Raw genomic sequence first — 19,701 nt, 5'->3', positions numbered from 1 at the left:
ATCAGGATTTTGAGGATGGTAGGATTGACAGGATGGGGAGAGGGGGAGGATGGTGTTTAATTGAATTTGTTATATTGGCCCACCAAAATCTAATCCTGAATATCCCTTAATCCTTTTAATCCTGATCCTGATAAGGGGAAATAGATATTCGACCCAATAACCGCATTCTGACATCCGACTCTGATTTCTTTCTTGAAGTAGCTCAAGTTTCAGGTAAAGTTTTGTTAACAACATCAAGAAAGCGTAGTGAGGGTCAGCAAAAGATGATTCTTAAAGGTTGTGCCTCGGCTTTTCAACTCCAACAAATCTCTATTTTTCAGGACTTAGAGCCATTACAAATCCAGTCCCTCCTACCTTTTAGTTATTGGCAAGAATATCAATAAAAGGAAATAATTATGAAAGAAGGGGAGCAGATTCCGCCGAAATTATATTGCTTAAGAGAAGGAACGCTAGAACTCAAAAAGCTCTCTGTCAGTACTGGCAAGGAAAGCATCATCCGTTTAATTTTGGGGGGAGAATTGTTTGCGGCTTCGGCTATTTTTGGGAATGGAGTAGCTCCTGCAACCGTTTTGTGTCTCACGCCATCCCAGGTATTGACGATTGAACGAGAGACTTTATTGAACGCAATTAGTCAAACTCCCGAAATTAGTTTCAGAATTTTATCCGTGTATAATCAAAGATTGCAACAACTTCATAATACAGTACATAGCTTAATTGCCGAGAAAGCAATAGTGCGTTTAGTCAAACTCATTCAATATTATCAAGATGTTCATGGAACTCGTCGTTTGCAAGCGGGAGAATTATTAAATATTTCATTAACTTACGAGCAGATAGGCAGTAGTATTGGTATTAGTTATGAAGAATGTGCGCGTCTATTTAAACAATTAAAAGGCGTTATTAGCTATCGTAGAGGCGGTAAAATTATCATTCAAGATCGGCAAAAACTCAATAATCTCTAAATTGACAGGGTTTAATTTTAATCTTAATTTTGATAAAATTCTTTGAGCCAGACTTCTGCTTCTGCTTGATTGGTAATTTCTTTGTCTAAAGTCGCCATCAATAGAGCCTCTAACAAAATTTTGAATTGCGGCCCTGGTCTATAGCCTAGAGCTTTGAGATCATCGCCATTGAGGAGCAGTTGCACCTGGGAAAGTTGGGTTATATACCAGACAATTTGACGGCGAATGGCTTTATTATTTCTCACCGCTACCAGGATTAATGTGATGGGTTTATAGGCTCGTAATCGTTTGGCAATTTCACTGGCTCGCTGACAGAGAGGTAATGTTTCAATTAAACATTTTTCCGCTTCTGCTAAATTTTGTAAAATATCAATCAGAGGTTGGGGTAACTGGAGATTAGTGGCAATTTTACCTCGATCGCGCTCCGGTAAAGAGGCTAATAAAATCAACAAACGCACTAGCCAAGGTTCGGGAAGGGCAGTCGTCTGAAAATTGCTCAAACGTGATTTTCTAGGCTCATTTTCTAATCGTGTTATCCAGCGCATCTGCCAAGCTAATGGGGCATTAAATTGCAGATGGGGATGCAAACATTTCAACGCGCCTAAATCCGATAACTTTTTAAGGGCTGCTTGCCAAAAAACACTGTCTAAGATGATCTTTAACTCAGCTTTCAGGCGAGTGGTTAAGGCCGGAGCCGGATGATCCGCTAATTTTAGATTTTCATAAATACCGCTTTCAACAGCATAACGAATGTAGGATTCGGTTTGAGGTTCGATCGCAAACCCTAAACGCACAGCAAAACGCACCGCCCGATAAATGCGCGTCGGATCTTCGATAAAACTGTTGGCATGGAGTACTCGCACTTGGCGCGATCGCAGATCTAAAATACCGCCAAAAAAGTCTAACAATTCCCCCTGATTAGGCGTTGTCAGCCGCAAAGCTAAAGCATTGATGGTAAAATCCCGTCGGTACAAATCTTGACGAATGGAACTGGCTTCGACCTGGGGATTAGCCGCCGGATAGGGATAAAATTCAGTGCGGGCTGTGGCAATATCCACCCAAAGCGACCCCAATTCGGGATCTTTATGCCAAAGCAGAGCCGCCGTTTGGAATTCTCCGTGAACAGAAAGTCGGGTTTGGGGATAACAGTTCTGTAAATGACGCGCTAATTGCACTCCGGCTTCAGCCTCAGCCGCTTCGTGAAAACCATCCACCACCAGATCAATATCCTGTAAGAGCATGGTTTCTCCTTGCCCTGTTAATAAGAGATCGCGAATGGCCCCGCCGACCAAATATAAATGCCAACCCTGGGCCTGGGCAATTTGGGCCGCTTGTTCTAAAAACTGCCAAAGGGCCGGATGGAGGCGATCGCGGAAATCGGGTAATAAACAGGATACGAGGGGATCTTTACTCTGTTGACGATGCAAAAATTGGCGATCGCGGTGTAATTGCCTTAAAACATCGGTGCGGGTAACAATGCCAATTAATTTTCCTTGATCCACCACCGGCAAGCGTCCCAAATCAAACGTCACCATCATCGCTTCAATATCGGGCAAAAGGGTATCGGGACTGATGGTTTTGACCTGGCGGGTCATATAGCCTTTCACGGGAGCATGACGAAAACCGTGATGTAGGGCCAGATCAATATCTCGTCGAGAAATAATTCCCACCAGACGATCAATTTGCCCGGCTTCCCCTCGCTCCTGGTTGGGTTTTTGAACCTGATCGGCCAGGGGTTCGGGTCGATCCACCACCGACAGGCCTGAATGGCCATAGCGAAATAGGATGCGTTGGGCCTGTTCAATAGTGGTCTGGGGTCGAATGGTACGCACTGGAGAAGACATTAAATCTCTGGCCGTCAGGGGTTGGGGAATCTGGTCAATCAGTTGCGATCGCAGTTGAGCTAAACAGCTTTGCGGATCAACATTCCGTAAATTAACCGAAGCCGCCTGACTATGCCCCCCGCCGCCCAGAGGGACAAACAAGGGCTGCAAATTGGTTCCCTCAATGCGGGTGCGCCCAATCACTGTTAACCTCACATCGGGGTAAAAACCCTCATCCTGGCGTTGACGATAGCCATGACCGAGCAGTAACGCATCACTTTCCGTCAATTCCAGCAGCTTTTCCGCCAGATTCGATAGTCCAGGGATAAAAGTATCTGTGTGCAGTAAAACCGAAGTAATCCGAAAACCAGAAACCATCGAACTCTCTAAATTTTCCATCGCTTCCGTTAAGAGAGTTTGCAAAATGGGTGATAGTCCTGGCTCCACATATTCGGCGATCGTCCGCACTTGCGCTCCTTGTTCCATTAACCAGGCTAGGGCCTTAGCATCTCGAACGGTAGTCTGGGGAAAGGTGAGAGAACCTGTGTCCACATGAATTCCCAGGGCCATCACCGAAGCCTCTACGGGTTGGAGTTGTAATTCAGTGGCCTGTAACTTTTCCACGATTAAAGTGGTGGTCGCTCCCACTGCCTCAATTTGTGTGAAGGTGGCTGGAATATCGCCCGACTGATGCAAATGATGATCGTAAACTTCAATGCTGGCTAAATGAGCTAAATCTAACCATTGGGCTGCCTTTCCCAGGCGATCGCGCCTTTGATTATCCACAATAAAAAGCGATCGAAGATGGTGAGGATTAACACTTCGCATTTCCATTAACGCTAATTCGTCTCGATGTAAGGCTAAAAAATCCCGTACTGTAGGATGGGCTCCCCCCGCTAACACAATGCGACTACCTGGCCTGAGTCGAGAGAGACCCACCGCCGCTCCTAGAGCATCGAAATCCACTGTTTGATGACACAAGATTAAATCCATGTCGATGATCCAAAATAATACCGTTCAGAGTTGAATCTAGGCTTCGCCTGCATTACTGTAAGACTACTAGAATTTACGCTCTTGATTTAATAAAGAGCAGAAAGAAAAAGTTAAGGAGTGGACGAAAAAAGAACCAAGACAGGTAAAAAAGGTAATACAAAAGATAAAAGAAGAATGGGGAATAGAGATAAGTACAAAAACAGTTAAAAGAGTGCTAAAAGAGATGAAAATGAGTTGGCATCGTATGCGTAGAGGTGTAGGAGGTGAACCATGACCTCATATATATTAAAAAAAAAGGAACAACTGGAAGTCTTTAAAAAATTAGATGAAGAGGGAGAAATTGACTTATATTACTTAGATGAGTCAGGATTTTGCTCAATTCCATGAGTACCTTATGGTTGGCAAGAGATAGGAGAATATATAGAAATTCCAAGTCGTAAAAATCCCCGTCTAAATGTGTTAGGAATAATGAATAGGAAGAACCATTTAGAGACTTATATTTCGAGTCAGACGATTAATGCGGACGTAGTTATTGCTTGTATCGATGCCTTTGCACCAAAAGAGCTAAACCGCGATCGCAAAAAACGTTACCGAAAACTGAGATTACCCTTACAATAGAAGATGAGCTTTTACTGAAGAGTATATTGGTCTTATGCAAGAACAAGAGTTAATTACTATTTCCGTCGAATCCAATATCAAAATGATGGCTGAGGCAATTTTTGAGCAGTTGGGTATGACAAAAAGTGAAGCGATAGAATTATTTTATCGTCAAGTGGCATTGACAAAAGACATTTATTTTATTCAAAAAAATCTAAATCGTGAAACCATGGAAGCGATAGAAAAGGTAGAAAATAGTGAGGGTTTAACAAGCTATTCAAGTTTTGCTCAACTTCGTCAAGAGTTGGAGGTATAGGTTGTTTAACGTTGTTGTCAGCAGTCAGTTTAAAAAGGATTTAAAACGAGTTAGCAAAAGGGGAAAGGATATAAACAAAATGGAAAATGTTGTGAATATTTTGCAATCTGGAGACAATCTCGATGTTCGTTATCGTAATCATCGTTTGATAGGCAATTGGTCTGCTTATTGGGAATGTCATATTGAACCTGATTGGTTATTGATTTATCAATTCACAGAAACTGAGTTGATTTTGGTTAGAACAGGGAGTCATAGTGATCTATTTGACTAAAAATATTCAGATTTCTCTAAAATTTCATCATGGTGATCGCCTTTTCACAAAACCATCTAAACCGCGATCGCCGAAAAAAACGTTATGAAATACCGCGATCGCCTTTTCACAAAATCACCAAACCGCGATCGCCGAAAAAAACGTTATGAAATACCGCGATCGCCTTTTCACAAAATCACCAAACCGCGATCGCCGAAAAAAACGTTATGAAATACCGTGATCGCTTTTGCACAAAATTATCCTAAACCGCGATCGCCGAAAAAAACGTTATGAAATACCGCGATCGCTTTTGCACAAAATTATCCTAAACCGCGATCGCCGAAAAAGACGTTATGAAATACCGCGATCACTTTTGCACAAAATTATCCTAAACCGCGATCGCCGAAAAAAAAACGTTACAAAAGACCGCGATCGCCTTTTCACAAAATCACCCTAAAACACGATCGCCGAAAAAAACGTTATGAAATACCGCGATCGCCTTTTCACAAAATCACCAAACCGCGATCGCCTCTTTAAAATTTACAAGCTCTCAACCAGGATCTCTATTTTACTGATAAAATAGGGAGGAATAATTGCCGCAGGTTCCGAAGAGAGGACTACTTTATGATCAAAGCGATTAATTTAACAGAGAGTATTGAAGAACGATTGCTGGCTATCTGTCAACAAATGGGATGCAAAGAAAATGAATTAATAGAAGAGGCAATTCTCAATTATTTAGAGGATTTTGAAGATATTCAAGATGCCAATGAGCGTTTATCTAATCGTCCTGAAAACTATTTAACATTAGCTGAAGTGGAGCAGGAACTTGGGCTGGCAAATAGAGTTTGATCCAAGAGCTTTAAAGGAGTTAAAAAAGTTAGATAGGGTGGCACAGAAACGAATTATCCAATATCTAAAAACTCAAGTTGCCATTCAATCTAATCCTCGTTTATTGGGGCGTAGTTTAAAGGGAAATAAGCAGGGTCTTTGGCGTTATCGTGTGGGGAATTATCGTATTATTTGTGAAATTTTGGATACTCAAATGCTTGTTTTAGTTGTTAAAGTGGGATCACGTCAATCTGTTTATGACTAGATACACAATGATCGCCTTTTTTCATACTGATCGCAATTCACAATGTTAATCGCACTAATAATTTAATCTACAAAAATCGCCTTTTCACATTGAGTTGCAAGCCTAATCGAAAAAAGTAGTAATGCACAAATATTATAAATTTGATAGGCATGAAAAAAGATGCGTCATGTTGTATTAACGCACCCGATAAAAGTGGCGATCGCACTTTACAGTTCATCATGATCGGTATCGTTTCTAAGGCGATAGGTTGGGGAGTTGGCGTTATTGTTTGATATTATCCAATTCTCAGGGTTAAGAGAGAAGGGCTGGTTTCGCCGTCGAATAATAAGAGCAAGTCTTCTCACCGCCATTTGCGCGTTTCCACTGGTCGGGTTATTTTCATATGTGGTGATCGCAGCATTAAAGTCGGACCAATTGCTTAAGTTACCAACAACACTCCCTGCATCCCTTTCAAAGCCGTTGCCTGGATCGTCACTGCGTTGAGATGGTCCAATGAAAACATTGCCAGGCAACCATGTATAAACCTGTTGTAGTGAATCCCAGCCACTTGCGACGGGACCATTTGGGTTATGACTGACTCTTCCAGAACGAATATCATCCGAAAGTTGGATTACTGCTGATCGGTCTTGCTCCGCTAAATTAAAACTGTTGACACCTCTCAATAACTTCCCTATCTCGACGAACAAACCGCCTGCTGAATTGGTCAAGTTACCGCTTTGAACCATCGTGTTCCATAAAGTCCTCAGCCGATTGTATGGGACAATGTGATGACGGGTAAGCTCTACTGGATAGTTCTCTGGGTTCGTCCCAGTTTCGTTTAAGGCTATATTGTACCGAGGAAGTGACCCGTAAGGAGCAGGACGCTCACCCATTAACAAATTAAAACCTCCTGTTTGTTGTGCTGGTGTATTAACTGTATAAGCTAGATTACCCGTGTCACCTACCGTCTCTGCAACGGCTACAATCCCGTCTCTAAATGTTGCTAATGCAGGTGAACTGGATATTCTTATACGGGAAGGGGAACTCGTTAGAAATGTATTATCAGGAAGAGGGGGTTCAGGCTGATGTGTTCTATTGTTATTTAAAGTCAAAAGCGTACCTGATTCGTTCTCCGATTGAAACATGACGAATAACGCATCATTCATTACCGCACTGGCTGGGGGGCCAGACAAAGGGACAGGGCGACCTTCACCTGAGCTTGATTTCTGAATAAACATGGTTTGAGCCTTTATACTCCGACCAAATCCATCAGAAATGTCGCTGTTAAAAGCACGAAATAACTCATCTTTTGACCAGGTATTACCTTCAAAAGTGCAATACCAAAGTTGTCCATCTTTCTCTGCTCCCTCATGAAAACAATATAATTTACCTTTTAAGACTGCAAGTCCTGGTCCTCCAGATGTTGGGATATCCAGTCGCACATCGTCTGACCACCAACCATTTCCATCAAAAGTGCAGCACCATAAATATCCATCTCCTAAACTCCCTCTTGGATCAAATGTACCAAATTTACTTAACTCTCCTGCTCCCTCATGAATACAGTATAACTTCCCATTGTATTCAGCTAGAGCGACAGCAGGCATATTATGTCTACTTGTCCCTACTCCCCGCCACATATTAATGTCGTCAGTCCAACTCTCCCCATCATAAATGGTATACCATAAGTATGAATTTGCCTTGCCTCCCCTGTGAACACAATAAAGCTTATCTTTATACACTGCAAGTGCTGGAGGACCAGTTGTTTCAACCCTTTTGCCAAAGTCAGATTCATTAGACCATTGACTACCATCATAAGTCGCCCAGTATAGCGTTCCTTGTTGATCTGGACCTTCATAAACGCAATAAAGCTTACCCTTGTATTCCGCTAAGGCAGGAGTACCAGATATTCTTATGTTTGTTGATATCATGGCAATTCTTAGTCCCGCAATATTTCGGTCAATGGTAAACTTCTGGGGGAAGCCATTGGAAGACCTATCAACTGCAAGCCATGACCCACTAAAGACACCAAGAAAATCCTCGGAAATTGTCGTATTCTCCGAAGAAGGTAATGCTGGTCGAGTTTCTGGATTTCCCGAATTTCTGTAAAGTGCTTTAATAATACTCTTACCCTCTTCCCAAACTTCATTGGAAAGTTCCCAAATAATCACTCCCTGCGCTCCGACATCCTTTAAAAAATTTAGTTTGGTAACAGCAGTATCTGGAGTTTCAAGATAAATATTGTGAGCATAGGGATAGTTGCCCGAAGCAGAGATAAAAGCAGGTCTTGGCGTACTTCCCGACACTTTAATATTGGCGTTTGGAGCGGTATGAGCATCAGGAAATTGAGCCAGAATATCTTTATACCGAATCACCTTATATCCTGGAGCTACCTGACCACTCAGATCGTCTGGATCTTTTCCATAGGCAAAGTCATAGCCAAAGATTGGCACTCCTCCTGCTACTTTATTTCTGGGGACATTCTGTCCAGATCCATTCCAAGTAATAAACAAGGGATTAGTCCAATACCAAAGAGAATCCTCGACTGAAAAAATCGGATTATTGAAATTTCCAGCCTCATCCTTTCCACCAGGCCACTCTCCCTGTTGTTCTTCAACATAAGACTCTTGATTGCGAATTTTAAAGAGGGTTGTATGTGGACCCACTGGAGAAGCATTCCAAGATCCAGTAAGATCATAGGTCATAATTCCCAGCCAATCTACATAATCTGCCAATCTTGGATCATAATTATTTCCAAACCATGAAGTACCAAAAATAGCTGCTGAGATCAATTTATCAGGCATAGCTTGCTTTAATTTTTGAGCAAACAAAGTCAGAGCATATCCTGCCTGGTGTGCGCCTTGATTTGTAGGCCTTCCCCCTTGTTCTTTACTAGCATCGCCGTTTCTATCCCACCAACACTCTAAATCCAGATCTACCCCATCTAAATTATTTAAGTTGACAAAATTTACTACATTTTGGACTGCTTGATCCAGAAGCGGATTATCAGGGTTATTTCCGATAGATGTCATCAAATTGAGAAATCCGTAATCAACTGCACCTCCCAATGCAATTGAGATTCTAGTACCGTTGCGATGTCCAGTGTTAACAACATCGGAGAGGACTGCATAAACATCATTGACTGACTTAGGTTCAAACTCACCCAGATTGATCTCGCTAAATTGAAGAAAAGCGATTATTCCATGCGTGATATATTGATACATCTCATCATTGGCATAATTAAATCCCTCTTCCTTTCTCCAGGTAGGAATATAGGCGATGACTTTAGCTTGTTCTGTTGGGGTGTGAGGTGTTTGATCGTACAACTCATCGTAAAATCGCCAACCGTTATATGCGGGATCTCCTACCCCTGGTGCTTGGTTTGGGAATTTGAAGCCACCTTGAAATACATTTCCTTGGTACTTGACCATTTCTCCATTCTGGATTTCTTCACTGTTAGCTACCCAGTCAGGAACATTTGGATAATCTTGAGTAAATCCCATTTTTCAACTCCTTTTTTTCTCGTGAATTAGTAGCTTTAGATTCAGGAACAATACTTGAAGTAGTGTCAAAGTCATTTAAGTCATTTACAGGGGAATTATTAGGATGCGTTACACGTTTCCGCACCCTACAAAAGCTTAGAAAACTGATTGGCCTAAAACATTTCCTGGAGGACTGTAGCGACAAACAAGTACGTATTTCCCATCACTACGGTTCCAACCCGCACATCCTACTTGCGTAGTATTGCTCCAAACCATTTGAGTATAATGACCAACATCAGCCCAATTGCCAGTATTACTAACATTGGGGAAAGTTCCAGCGACAAAATGTTGCTTTTCGTTACCAAAACTCTGAATCATTTGCGCGAAAGAGTAGGAATTGGCAGTTCCCATCCAAATATTTTCTCCTTCCCCTTTCGCTCCACTATGCCCAAATGTTCCAGTGTCACTAAGGTGTTTTGCCCACTCATTGGCTTCCCTCGCCAAGGTATCAGACCAAGTAAGAGGTGGGACACCGACTTGTGATCGGTACGAGTTGTGAGCATCCAGTATCTCTTGTGCCATTGACATAATTAAATCTCCACAATTGGCTAATTTTTTGCTTTGTTAATATTCTTAATGACTGTTGTAGCAAGTCGCTTTTCTACTGTGATTCAGATTTACGGAATTTGAAGTTGCTGACCAATTTGTAAACCTGTAGCAGAAACACCTGGATTAGCATTTGCGATTCTTTGCGAGTTTACATCACTGCCGTCACCATAGTAGGCGAGTGCAAGATTGGAAAACGTATCGCCAGACTCTACGGTATGTTGACAGGGCGGTTGACCTTGTTTACGGGACATAGTTTTTCTCCTTATCTAAAATTTCAGAATTCACAGTTGCTTTTCAGCGATGTTCTATTAACAAAGACGATCGCAGTGGTCATTTTCTGAATTTTGTGATCCCGTTTTTGATGCTTTTTCCCTACTGAAACCTCCTTTACAAAACAAAAAGCCCTTGTACAGCAAGACTTACAGCCTCTCAACAAATCTTTACAATTACTGGTCAATTTGAGGATGTTTTTTCTGAAACCAACCAAAACTTGTCACGAAATAGAATAAAATTATCTGCAACTATAGTTATGAAAGTACGAAAATTTGCGATCACAGTTTTACCCTGAGAACAAAACAGATTATTAAGTTTTCTAGTTATGTTAAAATCATAGAATAGGTACTTGTTCTACGTTCAAAGCTTAATCCCAATTGTATGAAAACATCCATTGATATTCATCCAGCTTATGAAGAAATAATAGACTTTCTTGCGGCTGGAATTACCTCTCAAAGCCTCGTTCAGTTTCAAGTCTCAGAGTCAGTCAAGGAAAGAGTTGCCGACTTGATTTTCCGTGAAAAAAATGGAGGAATTTCTCTAAACGAAAAATTAGAATTAGATCATTATTTAGTAATAGAACATTTATTAAGATTAGCAAAAATTCGTGCATACGATTTTATTCAACAGGAGACTTAAGATTTATTTATGGAGCGTCTTTATTTAAACAAAGAAATTCGTCGTTTGGTCGCAACAAGGGCAGACTATTTATGTGAATATTGCCTGATTTCTGAACGGGATACAATTTTAGGATGTGCCATTGATCATATTATTAGTATAAAACACGGTGGCTCATCTGAAATAGATAATTTAGCTTATTGTTGTGTCTATTGTAATCGTTTTAAAGGGAGTGACATTGGTTCAATTATTTTAGATAAAAGAGAATTCTCTCGTTTTTATCATCCTCGTTGGGATAATTGGGGATCACATTTTAAACTGAATGATTGTGTAATTGAAGCCGTAAGCAATATAGGGGAAGTAACGGCTAGGATTTTAGGTTTTAATGATCAAACTCGTTTATTGGAACGTCAATTGCTGATTAACAGAAGAAAATACCCTTCTTCCTCGGCAATCAAAAGAATGAATCCCTAAATTTTGGTTATAAAATTTTTTCCTTAACCCAATTAATAACTGTTGTGTGAGGAATTCCCATTTTCCGTCCGATCGCCCGATAACTTAGACCATCAGCGTACAAAGCAAGACAACGTTCCTTAATTTCTGCTTCGTAACCCCGAACCGCATGGGACTCAACAAACTGGCGATCGCAGTCTTTACAGAAATAATTTTGTTTGCCTCTTTTCTTACCATTTTTGCGAACGTGAAGAGATTGACAATAACAACATTCCAAACATTGACGTGGTAAAATTTCCGTTGACAAATTGGGTGATAAATCTAGATTCATGGTATTCTCAATTTCTGACTCCTTCTTAATAGAACGCAGAGAAATTTCCAGGAAAGAAAAATCCTTATTGTCTGAATAATAGGCCATCATTTGAGGTTCTAAAATAGCTCTTGCCTGGGAAATTCGTTTATAAACATTATCCCTAGAAATATTCAGTTTTTGGGCAATATCGGCATAGGACATTTCCTCTTCAAATCGCATCAAAAAAGGTGATCGCAGTCGCATCGGTAAATTATTAATCGCCAAACGCATCCTTATTTCTACCTCACTACCCAAGGGCGATAACTCAGGTGCCTCAATCGCCCTTGTTGCTTCTGCCAATTCCTCAATATTATCCACCGCGATCGCGGTTTTACCCTTAGCACGATGGATGTCCATACAAAAATTATAGGTAAAACGAATTAACCAAGCCTTAAGATGAGTGATTTTATCAGCGTGGATAAATAATTGTTCCCAGGCTTTAAGTGTGACCTGAGAAAACGCATCTTCAGCGTTCTCAACATTGCCATTCATCCAAAGCAAACATTTTTGCTGAAGACAATCCTGGTACGGTTGCCACAACTGCCAAAAAACTGGGCGATCGCCTTGGCATAACCTTTTCAAAAGAAGTGGTTCTTCAGATCGGGATAACTGCATTGTCATTTTATTAAACGCGACAATAAGCCTAATGTTTGTACTGTCAAACAAGAATATCAAACTCTTGGTCAATTGTCTGTACGTTTTTGACGAAAGAAAGTTCTTGGTATTCGAGCAAGACGTGCATCTCCATTGGCTCCATCGGCTCCATCGGCTCCGAGTCGGGAGGATGTCAACTAAAAATGCTAAACTAATAACCGCTTGTCTTCAGTTGAGAGACTAATCCCAAAACCTGACTGGCATCAATCCCTTGGAGTGATTTTATGACCGCCGCCGATCGCATTATTCCCACCGACCTCAGGATCGAAATGTCGCGTTCCTATCTGGAATACGCCATGAGCGTAATTGTGGGGCGGGCCTTGCCCGATGCGAGGGATGGTCTCAAACCCGTTCACCGTCGTATTCTTTTTGCGATGTATGAGTTGGGACTAACGCCGGATCGTCCTTTTCGGAAATGTGCGCGGGTTGTCGGGGAAGTGTTAGGGAAATATCACCCACATGGTGATACGGCGGTCTATGATGCCCTGGTGCGGATGGCCCAGGATTTTAACCTGCGCGATCCTCTCATCAATGGCCATGGGAACTTTGGTTCGGTCGATAATGATCCGCCTGCGGCCATGCGTTATACCGAATGTCGTCTGCAAAGTTTGGCCACCAATGCCCTCATGCGCGACATTGAAGCCGATACTGTTGACTTTATCGATAACTTTGATGGTTCACAACAGGAACCCACTGTTTTACCCTCACGAATTCCTCAGCTTTTACTCAATGGCTCATCGGGGATTGCGGTGGGAATGGCCACGAATATTCCGCCTCACAATTTAGGGGAATTGATCGATGGCACGATCGCCTTGATTCATAATCCCGAACTCAGTAACACGGACTTAATGCGAATTATTCCGGGCCCGGATTTTCCCACTGGCGCACAAATATTAGGGCGATCAGGCATTCGAGATGCTTACCAGACGGGACGCGGTTCGATCACCATGCGCGGGGTGGCCCAGATTGAAACGGTAGAAGCCAGGGGTCGCCAAGATAAAGAAGCCATTATTGTTACCCAACTGCCCTATCAAACCAATAAGGCAGCCCTGATTGAACGGATTGCGGAATTAGTTAACGATAAAAAAATTGATGGTATTTCCGATATTCGAGATGAAAGCGATCGCGACGGTATGCGAATTGTCATTGAACTCAAACGGGATGCTTACCCACGAGTTGTCTTAAACAATCTCTATAAACAAACACCTCTACAAGCTAACTTTGGGGCCAATATGCTGGCCTTGGTCAATGGCGAACCACAAATTCTAACCATTCGAGACTTTTTAACCGTTTTTCTGGAATTTCGGGTAGAAACCATCACCCGCCGTACTCGTTACGAATTGCGAAAAGCGGCTGAACGGGATCACCTCCTTCAGGGTTTATTGATTGCTTTGGGGAATCTTGATGCTGTTATTCGTTTGATTCGGGGTGCAGCAGATACCGCCACTGCAAAAACTGGCTTAGTAGAAGAATTTGGTTTATCAGAAGTTCAATCTGATGCTATTTTACAGATGCAATTGCGGCGATTAACGGCTCTAGAAGCAGAAAAAATTCAGGCGGAACATGAAGAGTTACAGTCCAAAATTACAGACTTAAATGATATTCTCGACCGTCGTGAACGCATTGATGCTCTCATCGAAGAAGAATTGACCCAAATTAAAACTCTTCATGCGTCTCCCCGTCGTACCGAAATTATCCAGGATGATGGCGAAATTTTTGATCGGGATTTAATTGCCAATGAACAGGCGATTATTCTACTCACGGAACAGGGTTACATCAAACGAATGCCAGCCAATACTTTTGGTACTCAAAACCGTGCTACCAGGGGGAAAGCGGGAGCCAAAATTAAGGAAGATGATGGGGTTGAACATTTTATTTCCTGTTGTGACCATGATCGGATTCTCTTTTTCAGCGATCGCGGTGTGGTTTACGGATTAAACGCCTTTCAAATTCCTGTCGCTTCCCGCACTGCCAGGGGCATTCCCATTGTGCAGATGTTACCCATTCCCAAGGATGAAAAAATTACCTCTTTAGCGGCGGTTTCAGAGTTTTCGGAAGATACCTATTTTATTATGTTGACCCGTCAGGGTTCGATTAAGAAAACGGCTCTATCGGCCTTTAGTAGTATTCGAGCCAATGGTTTGATTGCCATTTCCCTGGTGGAAGGGGATCAATTACGCTGGGTACGGTTAGCAAAACAGGAAGATAGCGTTATCCTTGGTTCTCGTAACGGTATGGCCATTCATTTTCGAGCCGATGCAGAACAATTGCGGCCCCTGGGACGGGCAACCAAAGGTGTTAAATCCATGAAACTGCGATCTGGCGATGAACTTATTAGTATGGATATTTTGCCTAGTCAGGTGGTAGCCCGAATTGCCAGTGATGACAATGCGCTCGCGGAGGATCACCCCGATACGGCTGAAACAACAGATATTCTGTCTATTTCGGAGGTGGAAATTGTCAGCGATGAGGAGGGAACGGAGGAAGAACTACTCGATACAGCAGAAACATCAGAATCGGAGGAAATGACGGGGGAAGTGCAAGGCCCCTGGTTATTGGCTATTACCTCTGGTGGTTTTGGGAAGCGGGTTCCAGTGACGCAATTCCGTCTGCAACGGCGGGCCGGTATGGGGGTTAAGGCGATTCGTTTCAAGTCTCAGAGCGATCGCTTAGTGGCTCTCCAGGTGGTTAACCAGGAAGATGAATTGATGCTAATCACCAATCGCGGTATTATTATCCGTCAAGCGGCGGATGCTATTTCTCCCCAATCTCGCATGGCCACAGGGGTAAGAGTTCAACGTTTGGATGAGGATGACGCGATCGCTGCGGTAGCTTTGGTTCCTCCTTTAGCAGAAGGTGAAGGCGAGGGAGAAGAGGGAGAATAAGTTAGGTTATGGGCGTACAAAATGCGCCCATACACAAAATTGGTAGATTAAATCTTTTAGGAGAAAAAGTCAATGAACCAACTTGTATTATCTGATGAAATTCTACAGGGTATTTCTGATTTAGCGAATCAATTAAACCTTTCTATTGATAGCTTATTAGAGCAAATTGTTAAAGGAAATTTAGCCGTTGTTAATGCTGAAGAATTGGAAGATTTATTGGATGTTAGAGATGCAATGATTGCAGAAGCTGCTCCCGAAAATCAGGAGCGTGTAAGCTGGGAAACTGTTAAAAACGATCCTAAGCTGTCATCAGTTTAACTTGCAATAGTACTTAAGCCCTTGTTTTCGATTTTGCGCCCCCAACAGATTGTCAATCCGCCTTCATTAAGTAATGAGACGAAATTATTCTACCTGTAAATAATTCGTTGATAGATTATCCTGTGAAACGGTACGATAGGGCTTTCGAGCTCGCGTCAGATGTAATCAACGAAAATTTTACAGCAAGAAACTATCGTTAATTTGACCTCCAAACACAAACATATTCTTTCTTTTCTTGGCTCTTCCTGTCAAAAATACTATTTTATCTCTTGAACTACCTGCGGAATGTGGGTTGAAAGTGTCAACCCACCCCATATAAAGTCGTCCTCCGCTATCGCTAAAGGACGAGGTTTCTACCCATTTTTCTGATGAGAATAACATCAATGTTATTTTTTCTGGAAAATCTCCTGAATTTGCCAAAGATAAGTATAAGAAATGTTATTCAGGAGGGGAAACAGGCTTTTTTAATGGCCGAGGTGATTAGGAATTCCCTCACAGCCCCCTGGAATAGTGTGACGACTGGCTTCTCCACTCCAAGCACAACAGTAGTAACGCAGTTCGTCGCTGAGATTTTTAACCCCAGTAAAGTTAACCTTCTCCACCACTGCTCCAGTGTATTCACCCGTTTCGTAATTAGGGACTTGGGTGCGACTACGAGGACTAGCGGATTGGACTGGCCCGTAGAAAAAACGTGTTCCTTTAACATCGGCTCCTTCTAAATTCGCTTCGTAAAGAACGGCACGGGCAAAATTAGTTTTTACTAAATCTCCATCTCTTAAATTGGCGCGAATTAAGTAAATATCACTGAGATCGACCCAACGCAAATCCTGACCTCTTAAATCGGCTGCTACCAACATCACGGAAAGGTTAATAACACGAATGCCATGGACGCGATCTTCCTGATAGCCTCCCAAACCATCAAAGATTGGTCTGCCTAGGTAATAATCTCGACGTAGCGGTGTGAGGAGTCGGGACTGGGAAAGAAAGCGCAAAATTTTGGCTTTACCACTAGCATCTATACTGGCTAAAATCGCAGCAGTTCTCCCCTCCGCAAAGGCCCGTTCCTGGGGCCAATCCTCTAACATCCCCTCTTCATTCAGGGCCAAATCAGAAACGCCTTGAAAATAGGCATCAATCGTTTGTTGTTGGGTAATGCGATTCTGTTGAATGGTTAAATCCTTAGAAATTACGTATTGGGCCCAGGCCACATAGACCGCTAACATAGCAATCATAATTTGCCCCAAGGCTCCCACCCATTCTGCCCAGGAACCAAATTCATCGTATTTAAACTGGTTTAACCAATGACTGACTGCGTCATAAAAGCCAAAATATTTCCCTAAAACGGCGATCGCCAAAACAAAACTTCCGGCCGCAATCACCGAACGACGTTCCTGGGGGGTTAAATATTGACGAATCCAATCCTGGAGAGAAGGGAGTAAAACTTGTAGGGCAAGGAGCAAGGCGACCATCGCTCCCGTAAATCCCAACCAAGGCCAATTCAGAATTAATCCCAAGACCATTGCCCCTACGGTACTTAACAAGGGCCAGGGATTAGAGGGTTCTATGGTTTGAGTGTAGAACAGTTTGCCATTGGTTTTGGCCGGGGGGAAAGCTGATATCTCTGAAGTCGGTGATATCAGGGAAACATCTGGGTCTGTTTGGCTCGAAGCCGAGGAGCGATCGGATTCCAAGGTCATAGTTTAATTTTCCAGAAAACCATTCTTGCCGTTAATTAACCCTTATTTTGGCTCATTCAGGGGTTTTTCCATGGCCGGTGGGGCAGGGGGACTAATGGCTGGGGCTGGATTTGGATTTTCAGGCAAGGAAGACGGGGAGACGGATGGCAGGGGAGAGGGGGAGGGGACGGGGGACGGGGAGGGGACGGGGGACGGGGAAATTTCGGGAGAGGGGGAGACTTCGGGAGAGGGGGAGACTTCGGGAGAGGGGGAGACTTCGGGAGAGGGGGAGACTTCGGGAGAGGGGGAGACTTCGGGAGAGGGGGAGACTTCGGGAGAGGGGGAGACTTCGGGAGAAGGAGAAATTTCGGGAGAGGGGGAGACAACGGGAGAGGGGGAGACAACGGGGGGGGGTTGAGGCGTAGGGGTTGCTTGAGGGGACAATCTAGGGGAGGGGGTCGGAGTCGGAAAGGACTCTGGTGGGGGTGAGGTTGGTTCCACACTCTCTAGAGGGGTGGGCGTTGGTTGGGGGGAATGACGTTTATGGGTGGCAATTAAAAAGCCAGCCGTTAGGCCACCTACAATAACCACTAAAAAGATGAGGGGGAGCAGAAACCAGGTTACAAAAGGGTTAGGCGTAGTGGAATTGTCCTCTTCTTCTTCCTCTAAGCTCGACGGTGGTGTGACGGGAAAACGAGGTTGACGGGATAGGGGATAGGGCCGGGCTGCAACGACAAGAGTGGCAGGGGTATGGTCTGGAATGCGGCTGACAAGGGCCTTTAGCATATCTTTGGCCGTTGCAAAGCGATCGCGGGGATGAAAACAAATACAACGATCTAGAACATTTGCCAAATGGGAAGAAACCTGGGAGGACTCATTACGCCATTGAATCTCGCCGCTATAGGTATCCGTCTTTAAATATTGCGGGGTTTTGCCCGTCAACAGAAAAATGGCGGTTAGACCCAAACTATAGAGATCACTGGAATAAACCGGCCGACCGGCTGCCTGTTCAGAAGCCATATAACCTGGCGTTCCTAGGGCGATCGAATAAGCACTTTTGCCATCGGGATTGACGAGCGTACCGATCGCCTCCTTGATAATGCCAAAATCGATAAGGATTGGTTTGCAATCCCTGTCCCGCAGAATAATATTGTCTGGCTTAATATCGCGGTGGATAATGCGACGTTGATGGACGTAATCGAGAACAGGCAAAAGGTTAATTAACAGATCTTGAACGGTATCGGAGGCAAAATTACCAATCTGCTCGTGTTTTTGGGTCAAGGTTAACCCTTCGATCCATTCTTGTACTAAATAGAAGTTTCCCTGCTCAGTAAAGTAGGCATAGAGTCGAGGAATTTGGGGATTATGTTCGCCCAATTCTTCTAGAATGATGGCTTCCCGTTGAAATCGCTCCTTTAGCCATTGGGGAATTTCGGGATCTTCAACCACAGGTTTGAGTAGCTTGATTACGCATTGACGGGCCGAAGGCATATGGGTATCGATCGCCAGAAAAGTTTCACCAAAACCACCTCTACCTAAGGTTTTTAGGATTTGATACCGATTGTTTAATAGCGGCGTAGTCATTTTGATCGTTAATCCCCTGCATCAATGCTTGCAATCAATCTTTTTACTGACAATTTATTCTTGTTCTGACTGGATCAATGGTCAAAAGAAACCGGCAGCCCTGTCCTAGATTAGCTTAACCTGACAGGGGATGGCTGGTTGCTCCATAAAAAGCTTGCCCGTTAGTTGATAACAGCCATGAGCTTTTGACCCCAAAGTTTACGCCTAACGAGAAGGGGGCGATCGCCAATCCAGTCCGATCCCCAAATCTTTGATAATTTCTACGACAACCTGTCAAACTTCGTAGTAAAATGATTTTCAGAAAACAATTTAATGCCAGCTTTAGGACTGCTCCCGACCTTGCAGCGTTTCTTAAGTTGCTTACTAAAAATTATTAACGGAAACAACCTCCATGTCTAAAAAATTAGGATTATTGTTGGCCAGTCTCTTTCTGGTCGTTACTAGCTTTTTCCTCGTCGTTAATCCAGCCGCAGCCGACACGGTCAAGGTCAAAATGGGAACCGATGTAGGTGGTTTAGGGTTTGATCCCCCTAGTGTCACGATCAAAGCGGGTGATACTGTCCAATGGGTTAACAATAAAATGTCTCCCCATAATGTCGTTTTCCCGAAAAGTGATGGTCTTGATGAAAGCAAAGCCACTAAACTGTCTCACAAAGCCATGCTCTTCTCTCCTGGCGAAACCTTTGAAACGACCTTCAATGAGCCTGGGAAATATAGCTATTACTGTGAACCCCACCGTGGTGCCGGTATGGTCGGTACAGTAACCGTTCAATAATCCTGAATTAACGGG

18 protein-coding genes are annotated in these 19,701 nt (G+C 43.2%); 11 read left to right on the top strand and 7 right to left on the bottom strand.

Features of this window, described 5'->3' with window-relative positions; all coding sequences use genetic code 11:
- The first annotated feature begins 395 nt into the window (after nt 1-395).
- Nucleotides 396-959, top strand: coding sequence for a Crp/Fnr family transcriptional regulator (locus tag KA717_17335; GenBank protein UXE64122.1), 564 nt, complete (start codon nt 396-398; stop codon nt 957-959).
- Nucleotides 960-982: 23 nt separating this feature from the next.
- Here the strand turns inward: KA717_17335 and KA717_17330 are convergent, their stop codons facing one another.
- Entirely contained in the window at nt 983-3,775 is a 2,793-nt protein-coding gene (locus KA717_17330; protein ID UXE64121.1) for a CBS domain-containing protein, read from the bottom strand.
- Nucleotides 3,776-4,427: 652 nt separating this feature from the next.
- Between KA717_17330 and KA717_17325 the strand changes: the two genes are divergently transcribed.
- The 5 genes from KA717_17325 to KA717_17305 all read left to right on the top strand — a co-directional run bounded on the left by KA717_17325 (nt 4,428) and on the right by KA717_17305 (nt 6,031).
- On the top strand, nt 4,428-4,688 hold the full coding sequence (locus KA717_17325) for a type II toxin-antitoxin system RelB/DinJ family antitoxin (GenBank protein ID UXE64120.1): 261 nt from the start codon (nt 4,428-4,430) through the stop codon (nt 4,686-4,688).
- Between the two features lies 1 nt (nt 4,689).
- Complete coding sequence (locus KA717_17320) at nt 4,690-4,959, top strand: type II toxin-antitoxin system YafQ family toxin (protein ID UXE64119.1); 270 nt, start codon at nt 4,690-4,692, stop codon at nt 4,957-4,959.
- 226 nt (nt 4,960-5,185) lie between these two features.
- The gene (locus KA717_17315) at nt 5,186-5,395 is read left to right on the top strand and encodes a hypothetical protein (GenBank protein ID UXE64118.1); all 210 of its coding nucleotides are present in this window, start codon (nt 5,186-5,188) and stop codon (nt 5,393-5,395) included.
- A gap of 167 nt (nt 5,396-5,562) precedes the next feature.
- The gene (locus KA717_17310; protein ID UXE64117.1) at nt 5,563-5,787 is read left to right on the top strand and encodes a hypothetical protein; all 225 of its coding nucleotides are present in this window, start codon (nt 5,563-5,565) and stop codon (nt 5,785-5,787) included.
- A gap of 37 nt (nt 5,788-5,824) precedes the next feature.
- Nucleotides 5,825-6,031 carry a type II toxin-antitoxin system RelE/ParE family toxin gene (locus tag KA717_17305; protein UXE64116.1) on the top strand — a complete coding sequence of 69 codons (207 nt, stop codon included), beginning with the start codon at nt 5,825-5,827 and terminating at the stop codon, nt 6,029-6,031.
- A 206-nt stretch (nt 6,032-6,237) separates the two neighbouring features.
- Here KA717_17305 and KA717_17300 read toward each other — a convergent pair whose 3' ends face one another.
- From KA717_17300 to KA717_17290, 3 genes are all read right to left on the bottom strand, one after another.
- A complete protein-coding gene (locus KA717_17300) occupies nt 6,238-9,510 on the bottom strand; it encodes a glycoside hydrolase family 18 protein (protein UXE64115.1) in 3,273 nt (1,090 codons plus the stop codon).
- Between the two features lie 135 nt (nt 9,511-9,645).
- Nucleotides 9,646-10,077 (bottom strand): CAP family protein, encoded by a 432-nt coding sequence (locus KA717_17295; protein UXE64114.1) that lies wholly within the window; start codon nt 10,075-10,077, stop codon nt 9,646-9,648.
- Nucleotides 10,078-10,166: 89 nt separating this feature from the next.
- A complete protein-coding gene (locus tag KA717_17290) occupies nt 10,167-10,349 on the bottom strand; it encodes a LysM peptidoglycan-binding domain-containing protein (protein UXE64113.1) in 183 nt (60 codons plus the stop codon).
- A gap of 403 nt (nt 10,350-10,752) precedes the next feature.
- Here KA717_17290 and KA717_17285 point away from each other — a divergent pair, with 403 nt between their 5' ends.
- Nucleotides 10,753-11,010 carry a hypothetical protein gene (locus KA717_17285; protein UXE64112.1) on the top strand — a complete coding sequence of 86 codons (258 nt, stop codon included), beginning with the start codon at nt 10,753-10,755 and terminating at the stop codon, nt 11,008-11,010.
- Nucleotides 11,011-11,019: 9 nt separating this feature from the next.
- Nucleotides 11,020-11,463, top strand: a complete 444-nt coding sequence (locus KA717_17280; protein ID UXE64111.1) for an HNH endonuclease — start codon at nt 11,020-11,022, stop codon at nt 11,461-11,463.
- Nucleotides 11,464-11,470: 7 nt separating this feature from the next.
- Here KA717_17280 and KA717_17275 read toward each other — a convergent pair whose 3' ends face one another.
- A complete protein-coding gene (locus KA717_17275) occupies nt 11,471-12,376 on the bottom strand; it encodes a sigma-70 family RNA polymerase sigma factor (protein UXE64110.1) in 906 nt (301 codons plus the stop codon).
- Nucleotides 12,377-12,672: 296 nt separating this feature from the next.
- On the opposite strand from KA717_17275, the gene gyrA reads away from it, so the two are divergent.
- Nucleotides 12,673-15,333, top strand: a complete 2,661-nt coding sequence (gene gyrA / locus KA717_17270) for a DNA topoisomerase (ATP-hydrolyzing) subunit A (GenBank protein UXE64109.1) — start codon at nt 12,673-12,675, stop codon at nt 15,331-15,333.
- 72 nt (nt 15,334-15,405) lie between these two features.
- Entirely contained in the window at nt 15,406-15,651 is a 246-nt protein-coding gene (locus KA717_17265; GenBank protein UXE64108.1) for a hypothetical protein, read from the top strand.
- Nucleotides 15,652-16,115: 464 nt separating this feature from the next.
- On the opposite strand, the gene KA717_17260 is transcribed toward KA717_17265, so the two are convergent.
- Nucleotides 16,116-17,192: a pentapeptide repeat-containing protein gene (locus KA717_17260; protein ID UXE64107.1), complete on the bottom strand. Its 1,077-nt coding sequence runs from the start codon at nt 17,190-17,192 to the stop codon at nt 16,116-16,118.
- 198 nt (nt 17,193-17,390) lie between these two features.
- Nucleotides 17,391-18,911, bottom strand: a complete 1,521-nt coding sequence (locus tag KA717_17255; GenBank protein UXE64106.1) for a serine/threonine protein kinase — start codon at nt 18,909-18,911, stop codon at nt 17,391-17,393.
- Nucleotides 18,912-19,302: 391 nt separating this feature from the next.
- Between KA717_17255 and petE the strand changes: the two genes are divergently transcribed.
- Nucleotides 19,303-19,686 carry a plastocyanin gene (gene petE, locus KA717_17250; GenBank protein UXE64105.1) on the top strand — a complete coding sequence of 128 codons (384 nt, stop codon included), beginning with the start codon at nt 19,303-19,305 and terminating at the stop codon, nt 19,684-19,686.
- The last annotated feature ends 15 nt before the right edge of the window (nt 19,687-19,701 follow it).

Source organism: Woronichinia naegeliana WA131 (genome assembly GCA_025370055.1).
GTDB classification, from domain to species: Bacteria; Cyanobacteriota; Cyanobacteriia; order Cyanobacteriales; family Microcystaceae; genus Woronichinia; species Woronichinia naegeliana.
The sequence above is the reverse complement of the archived record's forward strand: the minus strand, read 5'-3'. Positions and strand labels throughout refer to the sequence as shown.

Coding starts and splice junctions, on each gene's coding strand:
- KA717_17295 (UXE64114.1), bottom strand. CDS start 10,077: ATGTCAATGGCACAAGAGATACTGGATGCTCACAACTCGTACCGATCA.
- KA717_17280 (UXE64111.1), top strand. CDS start 11,020: ATGGAGCGTCTTTATTTAAACAAAGAAATTCGTCGTTTGGTCGCAACA.
- KA717_17310 (UXE64117.1), top strand. CDS start 5,563: ATGATCAAAGCGATTAATTTAACAGAGAGTATTGAAGAACGATTGCTG.
- KA717_17255 (UXE64106.1), bottom strand. CDS start 18,911: ATGACTACGCCGCTATTAAACAATCGGTATCAAATCCTAAAAACCTTA.
- KA717_17300 (UXE64115.1), bottom strand. CDS start 9,510: ATGGGATTTACTCAAGATTATCCAAATGTTCCTGACTGGGTAGCTAAC.
- KA717_17330 (UXE64121.1), bottom strand. CDS start 3,775: ATGGATTTAATCTTGTGTCATCAAACAGTGGATTTCGATGCTCTAGGA.
- KA717_17285 (UXE64112.1), top strand. CDS start 10,753: ATGAAAACATCCATTGATATTCATCCAGCTTATGAAGAAATAATAGAC.
- petE (UXE64105.1), top strand. CDS start 19,303: ATGTCTAAAAAATTAGGATTATTGTTGGCCAGTCTCTTTCTGGTCGTT.
- KA717_17290 (UXE64113.1), bottom strand. CDS start 10,349: ATGTCCCGTAAACAAGGTCAACCGCCCTGTCAACATACCGTAGAGTCT.
- KA717_17265 (UXE64108.1), top strand. CDS start 15,406: ATGAACCAACTTGTATTATCTGATGAAATTCTACAGGGTATTTCTGAT.
- gyrA (UXE64109.1), top strand. CDS start 12,673: ATGACCGCCGCCGATCGCATTATTCCCACCGACCTCAGGATCGAAATG.
- KA717_17325 (UXE64120.1), top strand. CDS start 4,428: ATGCAAGAACAAGAGTTAATTACTATTTCCGTCGAATCCAATATCAAA.
- KA717_17335 (UXE64122.1), top strand. CDS start 396: ATGAAAGAAGGGGAGCAGATTCCGCCGAAATTATATTGCTTAAGAGAA.